The organism is Melioribacter sulfuriphilus (assembly GCF_052656625.1).
This window is the reverse complement of the sequence record NZ_JBQXXK010000013.1, coordinates 1-11,904: the sequence shown is the minus strand read 5'-3', so window position 1 is coordinate 11,904 and position 11,904 is coordinate 1. Positions and strand designations below refer to the sequence as shown.

General features: G+C 38.6%; 8 protein-coding genes. All 8 read left to right on the top strand.

All coding sequences use genetic code 11. The annotated features are described in order from the left end of the window. Positions 1-6: 6 nt before the first annotated feature. The 8 genes from ACUN8G_RS13850 to ACUN8G_RS13815 all read left to right on the top strand — a co-directional run bounded on the left by ACUN8G_RS13850 (position 7) and on the right by ACUN8G_RS13815 (position 11,477). Entirely contained in the window at positions 7-3,366 is a 3,360-nt protein-coding gene (locus ACUN8G_RS13850; protein WP_437347800.1) for an exo-rhamnogalacturonan lyase family protein, read from the top strand. A gap of 23 nt (positions 3,367-3,389) precedes the next feature. Then, positions 3,390-4,724 carry a beta-propeller domain-containing protein gene (locus ACUN8G_RS13845; RefSeq protein WP_437347801.1) on the top strand — a complete coding sequence of 445 codons (1,335 nt, stop codon included), beginning with the start codon at positions 3,390-3,392 and terminating at the stop codon, positions 4,722-4,724. A 48-nt stretch (positions 4,725-4,772) separates the two neighbouring features. Then, complete coding sequence (locus ACUN8G_RS13840) at positions 4,773-6,020, top strand: glycoside hydrolase family 88/105 protein (RefSeq protein ID WP_437347802.1); 1,248 nt, start codon at positions 4,773-4,775, stop codon at positions 6,018-6,020. Between the two features lie 9 nt (positions 6,021-6,029). After that, the gene (gene rhaM / locus ACUN8G_RS13835) at positions 6,030-6,344 is read left to right on the top strand and encodes an L-rhamnose mutarotase (protein ID WP_437347803.1); all 315 of its coding nucleotides are present in this window, start codon (positions 6,030-6,032) and stop codon (positions 6,342-6,344) included. A gap of 20 nt (positions 6,345-6,364) precedes the next feature. Further along, positions 6,365-7,405, top strand: a complete 1,041-nt coding sequence (locus ACUN8G_RS13830) for an L-rhamnose/proton symporter RhaT (RefSeq protein WP_437347804.1) — start codon at positions 6,365-6,367, stop codon at positions 7,403-7,405. Between the two features lie 24 nt (positions 7,406-7,429). Then, positions 7,430-8,701, top strand: coding sequence for an L-rhamnose isomerase (locus ACUN8G_RS13825; protein ID WP_437347805.1), 1,272 nt, complete (start codon positions 7,430-7,432; stop codon positions 8,699-8,701). 232 nt (positions 8,702-8,933) lie between these two features. Then, positions 8,934-10,343: a glycoside hydrolase family 28 protein gene (locus ACUN8G_RS13820; protein WP_437347806.1), complete on the top strand. Its 1,410-nt coding sequence runs from the start codon at positions 8,934-8,936 to the stop codon at positions 10,341-10,343. Positions 10,344-10,352: 9 nt separating this feature from the next. Beyond that, positions 10,353-11,477: a PKD domain-containing protein gene (locus tag ACUN8G_RS13815; RefSeq protein ID WP_437347807.1), complete on the top strand. Its 1,125-nt coding sequence runs from the start codon at positions 10,353-10,355 to the stop codon at positions 11,475-11,477. Positions 11,478-11,904 lie beyond the last annotated feature (427 nt).

Below are 11,904 nucleotides of genomic sequence, written 5' to 3'. Positions count from 1 at the left end.
GATATCATGAAAAAAATCGATTTTGTTTACGAGGTCTGCATCAATAGAATAATTAATGTATCACTTTTTATAATTATTCATAGCCTCTACCTTGGTTTAGCAGATGCACAGGATTTCAAATCGGTAAAACTAAAATGGTTAGACAATGCTCCTCCTGAATTTTCAACTGGAGTTAGCTGGGGTGTACCATTTCCTGAAGGTAAAATCGATACATCCGCAAAATTTATTTTAAAGGATGAATCCGGTAAAACCTTACCGCTTCAATTCTGGCCATTGGCTTATTGGCCAGACGGTACGTTGAAATGGATCGGCTTGAGCACTGTTGTCACACCGAGTGTCGGTTCTTCATTACACTTAATGTTAAATGAAGATATTACTGAAGAACTTACGAAACAAAAAGTAATAGTGAATGAAAACGATAACGATATTGAAATTAATACAGGTGTTATAGAATGTAGAGTACCCAAAAGTGGTACTCGATTGATTAAACAAATTCTATATAATAATAAATTGATTTCAAGTAGCGGAAGTTTAATATGCTTATTGCAAAATGGTTCTTCTAAAGAATATGGAGAGCAACCGTCTATTGAAAGATTTGTAGGAATGATTGAAAAGGTAACAATAGAACAGAATGGTCCAGTGAGAGCAGTAATAAAAATTGAAGGTAAACATCATTCTGAATCGAGAAACAGAAGCTGGTTACCATTTATTGTGCGACTCTATTTCTATGCAGGGCAACAATCGATGCGTATTGTTCATACAATAATTTATGATGGTGATCAGAATGTAGATTTCATAAAAGGATTGGGATTTGTGTTTGATATCCCGCTCGACGAACAATTGTACAATCGACATATTCGATTTTCTGGTGACAATGGTAGATTGTGGGATGAGCCATGTCAGCCATTGAGCGGGAGATATCCGTTAGACCGCAGAGAAGAATATTACGACAGACAGCTAAGAGGTCTACGAATTCCGGAGCCGGATTCGCTTTCAAAACAACAGCAATTCCTCATAAATAATTGGGCTTCGTGGAACGACTATAAATTAATTCAGCTCAATGCTGACGGCTTCAGAATCCTGAAAAGAACAAACGATAAAAGTACATGGATAGATGCAGGTTACGGTAATCGGGCGAGTGGATTGGCTTTTGTCGGCGATGTATCTGGTGGATTGACTGTGTGTCTGAGAGATTTCTGGCAATCATTTCCTTCCGCTTTTGAAATATCTGATGTCAAAAAAGATATAGCACACTTAAAAACCTGGTTGTGGACACCAGACGCAGAGGCAATGGACATGCGCCACTACGATACATTAGCCTGGGGTCATAATCTCGATGCAAGTTACGAAGACGTTCAACCAGGATTCAGTATTGCAACAGGTGTTGCCCGCACAAGCGAATTAGTTCTGTTCCTTTCTGACAATGTACCCAGTTACGAAACCCTTCATCGAATGATAAAAACGGTCAATCAACCTCCGCTTCTTGTGGCTACTCCTGATTACTTACACAGTATCCCCGTCTTCGGGGTATGGAGTTTGCCAGATAAAAGTAATAATGTAAAATGCTGGATTGAAAACCAGCTCGAAAACGCATTCAAGTATTATCAACTGGAAGTAGAGCAGCGTCACTGGTACGGTTTCTGGCATTACGGGGATATACAACATAGTTACGACCGTCGCCGACATACGTGGAAGTACGATATGGGAGGCTTCGCCTGGGCTAATACAGAACTGATGCCTAATTTATGGCTCTGGTATAGCTTTTTAAGAACCGGCCGAAGTGACATTTTTAGAATGGCAGAGGCTATGACACGACACAACAGCGAGGTGGATGTTTATCATCTCGGACCTTTAAAAGGATTGGGCAGCAGACATAATGTTGTTCATTGGGGATGCGGTGCAAAAGAAGTACGTATATCTCAAGCAGCATTAAATCGATTCTATTATTATCTTACCACCGATGAAAGGTTGGGCGATATAATGCATGAAGTTACTGACGCAGCTAACGAAGCTATTGGAAGAATTGACCCTTTGCGTTTAATTAAAGAAAAAAGTAATTATCCTACACACGTTCGCTTCGGTCCCGACTGGCTTGCGCTTGTTGGCAACTGGATGACTGAATGGGAGAGAACTGGCGATACTATTTATCGTAACAGAATTATGACTGGTATTAATAGTCTCTACGAAATGCCGTATGGTTTCTTCTCTGGAAAAGATGCAGCATTTGGATACGATCCTGAAACTTATAAGCTCTATCGTCTCAATGACAATGATATTGGTTCGGCGCATCTTTCGGTATTAATGGGAGGACCGGAAGTTGCATTCGAATTAACAAATTTATTGAAGAATGAAAAATGGAATAAACTGTGGAATCAATTTTGCAAATTATACGGCGCACCTGTTTCGGAAATAGAGAAGGAATTCGGAAAGAAAGTCGAACTTGGTACTCCAGGTTCATGGTACGCCAGATTACCTGCCTGGTATGCTAAAGTTTCAAAAGATTCTGTCTATGCTGTCCGTGCCTGGGAAGAATTTCTTGATGCAAAACCAAGATACTTCCGTACAGTTTTCAATATAACTAAATTCGATAGTATTCAGAGTTTGCAACCTGTATGTGAAGTTCAGGGAGTTTCTACGAACAATACGGTACAGTGGTGTCTGAATGCAATTGAATTACTTGAACTTGTGGGCGATAAAATTCCTGAAAGTATTATCCAAAAATTTAGCGATAGCCTTTGTACAGAACAATACCAGATAGGCGATTTGTTGTACAGTGACGACTTTGAAAATGGACTGAATAATTGGATCGTTGAAACAAAAAAATCTCCCTTTTCAAAAGTCGGAATCATTAACGGGAAATTGAGTATCGATGTCGAATACGGCACTACTATTTGGTTCAAAGAAAAACTCGAAGGCAATTTGTTGATTGAATATAAAAGAAAAGTAATTGTTGACAAAGGTTACAACGATAGATTATCAGATCTCAATCAATTCTGGATGGCTTTAGATCCACGTAATAAAAATTTGTTTACACGCGACGGCACATTTTCTTCATATGATTCGCTGTGCCTTTATTATGCCGGCATTGGTGGTAATAGTAATACAACAACGAGATTCCGTAAATATCAGGGCAATGGCCAACGGACTCTCATTTACGACTTTAATGACGAAAAACATCTACTTCAACCTAATAAAACCTACTTTATACAGATTGTAGTTTATAACGGTACTACAAGTTTTTTTGTCGACGGCAATTTATACTTTAGTTACAAAGATAGCGAACCATTGACCGAAGGATATTTCGGGTTCCGCACTGTTAAATCGCACCAGGAAGTTGACGACTTTAAAGTGTACCGCTTGAAATAATTTAATTCATACTGGAATTAAAAGTGAGAACAAAAATAATATTTATATGGCTTGCTCTAATAATAAACGGGGTATTTTATTCAAATGTCTTTTCACAAATAGGAAAAAGATTTCCATCCGAACGGAAGGTGATTAAAGATCCTATTACGGGAGTAAAACTGATTTTTTTAACAAGCACTGCAGCGGGCGATTCTAAAATTTATCCTACACACAATCAATGGACATCAGACGGTAATTGGATTATTTTCAGGTCGAGAAGAGTTAGAGGCGAAGCTCTGGCCGTTAACGAAACAAGCGGCGATATCGTACAGGTTACCGAAGGAGGTTACGTTGGAACGTTAATAGTTGCCAGAAAATCGATGAAACTCTATTATATGAAAAGATTTAGCGACGAAAATAGTCCAAGAGAAATTATCGAAGTTAAACTTGACAGATTATTTGAAGACAGTGAAAAAGGCACTTTGAAAGATGCATCTTTTTATCAAAAAGTTTGTGGAATTATTCCGGCTGAATACGAAGCCAACGGCGAACTTGCTTTTGATGCAGACGAAGAATGGCTGTGGTTCCGTGTAGGAAGAAAAAAAGCAATGCAGTATCTACCTGAAGGTACTAAAATCGAAAATAACTTCGGCCCGCGTAATATGGGTGCCGGTCCAGGAGGTATTGCCGGTATTAATATTAATACGGGAGAAATTAAGTATGTAGTATCAGTCCCATTTCAGGTTGGGCACATTCAAACTAATCCCTGGGTGCCTGGCCAGATTATTTTCTGCTGGGAAACTGGCGGAAAATCTCCTCAACGTACATGGATTGTAAATTCAGATGGTACTGGCTTAAGACCACTTTATCCAGAAGCTCCATATGAATGGGTTACTCACGAAGTAGTAATTACCCCCGAAGAAGTTGCCTTCGCAATAATGGGGCACCGTAAAATTCACTTCGATAATAGCAACGTTTCAAACGATACGATAATAGACGAACCAGGACAGGAAATCGAATGGGGCAATTGCGGAACAAGAGAAAAACCGACGGGACTGGCAATAGTAAACATTAAGACACGAGAAATGATAATCGAAGGCCAAATACCATATGGAAGTGGATTCTGGCATGTCACCGGATCTTCTGACGGGCGATTTGTTGCCGGCGATAATTTTGCACGCGAAGTTTATTTAATCAACCGACATTCCCATGAAATGATCTTACTCTCTGCTGGCCATAAAACTACAGCCGCAGATCATCCTCATCCTTCTTTCAGTCCTGATGGTACTAAAATTATGATTCAATCTGCAATGCTTTCAGAAGATGGCAAATCGATGAATATTTGTATCATTCCTCTTCCGGATAATTGGCTCAAGTAATAAGATTAGCGACATTTACTTATTTAAAAAATAAAAAGGAGATAAACTGTGAAACGAACGTTAATTTTTGCAATAATCTTATTTAGCAGTTCAGTCTTATTTGCACAGGTCAATAGTGAAGACGAAAAAGTAATCAGAAAAGTAGCCGACTATATTGTGGAACATGGAGTTCTTGGTTTTAAAGACTTGAAGACGGGAAAAATTTATCAGTCAACCCAGGATGCTCCTGATGGGGCACAACTACGGTTTATTTCTCCCTTCGGTGAATGGCATTATACAAACGGCGTTATTAATATGGCTCTAATTAATCTGTCTAAATTCACCGGTGATAAAAAGTATGCAGATTACGCTGCAGCGCACGTATCCTTTGGCATGGACAATTATAAATATTTCCAGACGAGATATAATGAAGAAAAAGATGGACCACACTATAACTTCCCATTTGGGCAATTGTGGACAATGAGTGAACTCGACGATTGCGGTGCAATGGGGGCAAGCATGATGGATGTCTATGAATATGTTAAACGCGATGACTACAAAAAGTACATTGAAGATGCCGCCAGACATATTTCCGAAGGTCAGGAACGTCTTGAAGATGGAACACTGGTCAGAAAATTTCCACACGAAATGACACTATGGGCAGACGATCTTTATATGAGCGTCCCGTTTTTGGCAAGAATGGGTAGATTCTCGGGCGATACAAAATATTGGAACGATGCAATCCTTCAGATTAAAAACTTTACAAAATACCTGTGGGATGATAATAAAGAATTATACTGGCATTGTTACTATAGCGATGTGAAACGCAATGGTGTGGCACATTGGGGTAGGTGCAATGGATGGGTAATGATGGCTAAAGTTCATCTTTTAAATATCTTACCTGAAAATTATCCCGGCAGGGAAGAAGTTAGAAAAGACCTCGAAAGACAGATACTCGGCATTGCCAAATACCAAAGTCCTGAAGGTCTATGGCATCAATTGCTCGATAAAAATGATTCTTACCTCGAATCGTCCTGTTCGGCAATGTTTGTCTATTCGATAGCACGTGCGGTTAACCAGGGATGGATCGACAAACGCTACGCATCCGTTGCACTTAAAGGATGGGAAGGCTTGAAAAAATATAAAATCAGGTCTGATGGTCAGGTAAACGATATTTGCGTAGGTACAGGTATTGAGGATAATCTTGTTTTTTATTATGAACGTCCTGCCAGATTAAATGAAAAACATGGTATCGGTTCAGTAATAGATGCAGGAATTGAAATCATCAGGTTAAAAGAGAAATTGAAAAATAAGTGAGGTGAATTTATGAAAACATTTGCCTTTAAAATGAAACTTAAACCCGGCTACAAAGAAGAATACAAAAAAAGGCATGACGCCATCTGGCCGGAGTTAAAAACTCTATTGTTACAAAGTGGTGTTAGAGATTATTCAATATTTCTGGATGAAGAAACAAATACTCTCTTTGCCGTACAAAAACTTGCGGGCGATTCTTCCTCGCAGGATCTGGGTTCAAATCCTATTGTCCAGAAATGGTGGAAATATATGGCTGACATAATGGAGACCAATCCAGACAATTCACCTGTTACCGTCCCTCTCGAGATGGTATTTCATATGGACTAATAAATAAAAGGATAAATAATATGGACTCATTAATGAGTATTATTCTTATTGCATTCGGCAGTATATGCGCTGCCAGCTTTTATGTCCCCATTAAAAAGATCAAAGAATGGTCGTGGGAATCGTACTGGATTGTTCAAGGAGTGGTATCGTGGATACTGGCACCATGGATTTTTGCTTATTTCACAGTTCCAAATCTTCTGGACGTTTTGATTAATTCTGACGGCAATGCTGTATGGGCCGCATTCATCTTTGGAGCACTCTGGGGCGTGGGCGGTTTGACATTTGGATTGAGTATGAGATATCTGGGAGTTGGACTCGGACAATCGGTTGCGCTCGGTTTTACGGCTGCCCTTGGAACTTTGATTCCACCTTTTGTCTCGGGAAGAAATTTATTTACAACTTATGAAGGAAGATTAATTTTATTAGGTGTGGCTCTCTGTGTGACTGGTATTGCAATCGTCGGATACGCAGGCGTTCTCCGTTCACGCAATATGCCTGAGGAAGCCAGAAGGGAAGCCATAAAAGATTTTGCTCTTAAAAAAGGATTGCTGATAGCCGTTCTTTCGGGTTTAATGAGTGCCTGTTTTAATTTTGGAATTAACGGTATTCCCGGTGTAATCGACGCAGGCTATGAAATTCAAAAAGTTGCTGCTTCTTATGGGACTGACCCTCTCTTCGTTGTAAATCCCGTATATATTATTGTGATGTTCGGAGGTTTTGTGACGAATTTTGTTTATTGCATGTATCTAAATTATCAGAACAAAACCTTCAGCGATTATGTAAATGTAAATAAACAGGTACTGCTAAATAATCTGCTTTTCAGTCTCCTTGGTGGAACGCTCTGGTATTTGCAATTTTTTTTCTTTGGAATGGGGCAGAGCAAACTACCCGAAGAAATGTTTGTCTTTGGCTGGAGTATTTTGATGGCGCTTAATATTCTATTCAGCAATGTATGGGGCTTGTTGCTTAAGGAATGGAAAAATGCGGGTGCCGGTACACTTGCTACTTTGATTGTCGGTTTAGTGATATTAATTCTTTCCACATTTGTAATCAAATTATAATCATACACTAATACGGAGGATTAAATGAAAAATCCAAAAGCAGTTGAACAGGCATATCAAATTGCCAGAGAAGTATATGCTGAGTTAGGTGTAGATACCGACGAAGCACTTAAAAAAATGGAAGAGGTGAACATAAGTCTTCACTGCTGGCAGGCCGATGATGTCGGCGGATTCGAAACTCCCGATGCAGAATTGAGTGGAGGAGGAATCCAGGTTACAGGAAATTATCCCGGGAAAGCCCGAACTCTTGAAGAACTAAAAGCTGATATTGAAAAAGTTATGAGCTTGCTTCCTGGCAAACAGCGTCTTAACCTTCATGCTATCTACGGAGATTTCCAGGGTAAAAAAGTTGACCGCGACCAGATTGAAATAAAACATTTTCAAAGCTGGATCGACTGGGCAAAAAAACTCGATATTGGTATTGATTTCAATCCTACTTGCTTTTCACATCCATACGCCGAAGATGGATATACTTTATCGAGCAAAAACGAAAAGCACAGAAAATTTTGGATCGAACACGTCAAACGTACAAGAGAAATTGCTGCTGAAATAGGAAAACAATTGGGTAAACCTTCAGTTAACAATATCTGGATTCCCGACGGTTCGAAAGATATACCAGTAGACAGAGCAACACATCGCGCTCTGTTAAAGAAATCGCTGGATGAAATTTTCGAAACGGAATTTCCAAAAGAATATCTTAAAGACTCGCTCGAAAGCAAACTCTTTGGCATCGGCTCCGAATCGATGGTTGTTGGATCTCACGAATTTTATACCGGTTACGCAGTTAAGAATAATAAATTGATTTGTATCGACAGCGGTCATTTCCATCCAACTGAACAAATCGGGGATAAGATTTCTTCATTATTATTATTCGTTGATGAATTACTTCTGCATATCAGCAGGGGCGTCCGCTGGGACAGCGACCACGTTGTAATTTTTAACGACGAAGTTAAATTAATAGCTGAAGAGATTGTGAGAGCCAATGCTCTGAAAAGAATTAATATTGGTCTCGATTTCTTCGACGGAAGCATGAATCGCATCGGGGCATACGTCATTGGCACAAGAGCAACACAACTTGCATTTCTCTTTGCACTGCTTGAACCAACTGATAAGCTTAGAGAATATGAAGAAAACGGACAATATTTTGAACGCCTGGCTTTTCTTGAATTGCTGAAGACAAAACCATTCGGAGCTGTATACGATTATTATTGCCTTATTAACGACGTCCCTGTGGGCGAAGATTATATTACAGTAATTGAAAATTACGAAAAAGATGTACTCAGTAAGAGAAAGTAATTTATTTGTAAAGGGCAGATCATTATAAACCGTCTAACTTCTTTCATCTCATTTACTCAATTATTTACGATGATATATCGGTAATTTTTATTCCATCCTAAATATTACTTTTTTAGACAAAGTAGATTACTAAGGTCTAATACGATTTATAATATTCTGCTCTTTTTTGTAAAATAGAGTTAGTTTTTTATAGGTCTGATATTTTGTACAAAAACATAACAAGGGAAATTTTATGAAACGTCGTGATGCCATTATAAAAACTGTTGGCGCCATTGCATTGACTACCATTTCGCCGTCATTGAGTCCTTTTATCTTTGCATCAAAAGGAGGAAAGGGAAAAGAATATAACGTACTTAAATTTGGTGCAACTGGAGACGGAAAGACGCTCGATACAAAAGCCATACAGGAAGCAATTGACAGAGCATATGCAAGCGGAGGCAATGCAAAAGTTATTATCCCTGAAGGATACAAATTTTTGATCGGTACTATTGTTTTACAAAGCGGAATTGAATTTTTTATCGATCAGGGTGCCGAACTAATAATAAGTACAAATCAATCAGATTATAAAAATTCGACGGTGTTTTATGCAGAAGGAGCGGAAGGATTGACTATATCGGGTTACGGTAATATTGAAGGACGTGCCACAGAATTTATGTCACACTACGAAGAAGAAAACGAATGGTGGATTCCCAAGGAATGGCGCCCGAAAATGTTTATTCTGAAAGAATGCAAAAACCTACAACTGAAAGATTTTTCTTTCAGTAAAGCACCCGAATGGGGCGTGCATATGCTCGGATGCGAAAATGTCCTTGTCGATGGAATACGGGTAAGGAATTATCTGGATGTACCTAATTCCGATGGTATTGACCCCGATCATTGTAGAAAAGTTGAAATAAAGAATTGCGACATTGTTTGCGGCGACGACGCAATTGTTGTTAAAGCTACCAGACAGGAGAAAGATTACGGTGCGTCTTCAGATATTCGTGTTTATGATTGTATACTAGAAACTCAGGATTCTGGACTGAAAATTGGTACAGAAACTACGAGTAATATTAATAATGTTGTTTTTGAAAATTGTAAGATAAAGTCGAGCTGCAGAGGAATAAACATTCAACTCAGGGATAACGGAATTGTAAGCGATATAGCTTTCAGGAATATCGAATTTATATCGAGATATCATTCTGACCCATGGTGGGGACGAGGAGAAGCTATTTCATTTACAGCTATTCCGAGAAATCCTGACACAAATTCAGGTATAATTCGTAATATACTTGTGAAAAATGTTTTTGGGAAAGCTGAAAACAGCATCCGTATTAACGGCACGAAAGAGAGTATTATCGAAAATGTTACACTAGAAAATGTATCGGTAAAATTCGAACGATGGACTAAATACAAAGGTGGCCTGTTTGATAATCGTCCTACAAAAGTTTACGAACCGATTGAATACAGAGACAATCCGGCAATAAGTATAAAATATTCAAAAAATGTTTCTATAGTAAACTCCTCGGTCAAATGGGGCGAAAATTTGCCTGAATATTTCTCAAATGCCATAAAGGTTGAAAATTCAGAAAACGTAAGGATTAAATCTTTTTACGGAAATTCTGCCAATCCAGATCAATATGACGATATTTTATTTCTATAGGAATAAGAAATGATGACATCATTAAGAAGTATATCGTTGCTTCTTTTAATAACAATATCCAGTTTTCCCCAGATGCGGGAGGATACAACCTTTAAAATATTCCAGTTTCCACATAATAAAATTCCTGTTATCGATGGTAATATAAATGATTGGTCAATAGTACCCGATTCATTTGCAATTGGAATAGAACAGCTGTGGGAGGACTCAGGAAAGCAAGATAGAGTTGATAAAAAAAATCTTGATGTAAAGGTAAAAGTTGGCTGGGTCAAAGGATTAAATCGACTCTATTTTCTATATGAGGCTTACGACAATTTCTGGAATTTTTCACGAAGGGATCATCACAACGACATTTTCGAAGTCGTAGTCGACGGCGATTTATCAGGCGGTCCTCTGGTCGACCATGTTCATTATAAAGTCTGGCGCGAAGATGCAGTAGGTACTGCAAGAGTTAAGCTTGATCCGAGAATTAAACCGGAGGACGAACATAGGTCAATGCACGGAGTGCACGCTCAAAACTATCATATCTTTACACCGCCGGGTAAAAAGGATTGGTGTATGGTGTGGGGTGTACAGCCATGGATAAAAGAATTCCCGTACGCTCTCTCAGCCTGCAGATATGATTTTAATAAAGCTGGTGACGCCGGTAAGTTGATCCTCGAATTTTACATTACACTGTTTGACTATGCGCCTGCTGATGGTCCTACGAGAGCGGTAGAATCAAAACTGAAAGAAAATAATTTTATTGGACTATCGTGGGCGGTTATCGATTATGACGATTCGACTTCAACAAGTCATAATGGATTCTGGAATCTCTCGCGTGAACATACAATGTACGGCAATGCATCTTATTTGTGTCTTTTCAAATTAATGCCGATGCTGCCAGAATATCTTCCCAGAATTAAAGCAGACTGGGATTTTAAGATAATCAATTTTGACAAACGGATTGTTGCATTTCAGGATCAATCGATAGGTAATATTAAAAAGTGGAAATGGGATTTCGGCGATGGTAACTTTTCATACGAGCAAAACCCAATTCATCAATATGAAAAAGGAGGGGATTACAATGTAACGCTTTATGTTGAAGGTCCGGAGGGTAATGATGAATTGACAAAAGTCTGGGACGTCTCTTTTTAAATAATCTAACAAATTTTCATTTTAATGATGATAAAGAAAGATATGTCCTGAAAATAGTAACTCGATTATAAGCTTTACGAATGGGCAATACAATAAAATTAAAAAACCTCATTTCTTTAACAGGAATGAGGTTTTTTATTTACTTAAATTAAATTCAACTATCTGTAAAGATTAAATAAGATATAAACAAACGTATAAAAAAATTGCCGGTTTTAATTTTTATGATCTTGAGTTACTTAAATTTTTACTCACCACATGCAGCCTCCGACCCGCTGATTTAAAAACAAAAAACCCGGAATTAAAACTTAATCCCGGGTTTAGCTATCATTGGTGGGCCCAGAAGGACTTGAATTTTACCCGCCTCAGGCGGGCCTCCGACCCGCTGATTTAAAAAACAAAAAACCCGGAATTAAACTTAATCCCGGGT

Bases quoted from the DNA above. Each gene is read 5' to 3' on its own strand.
- ACUN8G_RS13830 (WP_437347804.1), top strand. From the start codon at position 6,365: ATGGACTCATTAATGAGTATTATTCTTATTGCATTCGGCAGTATATGC.
- rhaM (WP_437347803.1), top strand. From the start codon at position 6,030: ATGAAAACATTTGCCTTTAAAATGAAACTTAAACCCGGCTACAAAGAA.
- ACUN8G_RS13820 (WP_437347806.1), top strand. From the start codon at position 8,934: ATGAAACGTCGTGATGCCATTATAAAAACTGTTGGCGCCATTGCATTG.
- ACUN8G_RS13825 (WP_437347805.1), top strand. From the start codon at position 7,430: ATGAAAAATCCAAAAGCAGTTGAACAGGCATATCAAATTGCCAGAGAA.
- ACUN8G_RS13815 (WP_437347807.1), top strand. From the start codon at position 10,353: ATGATGACATCATTAAGAAGTATATCGTTGCTTCTTTTAATAACAATA.
- ACUN8G_RS13850 (WP_437347800.1), top strand. From the start codon at position 7: ATGAAAAAAATCGATTTTGTTTACGAGGTCTGCATCAATAGAATAATT.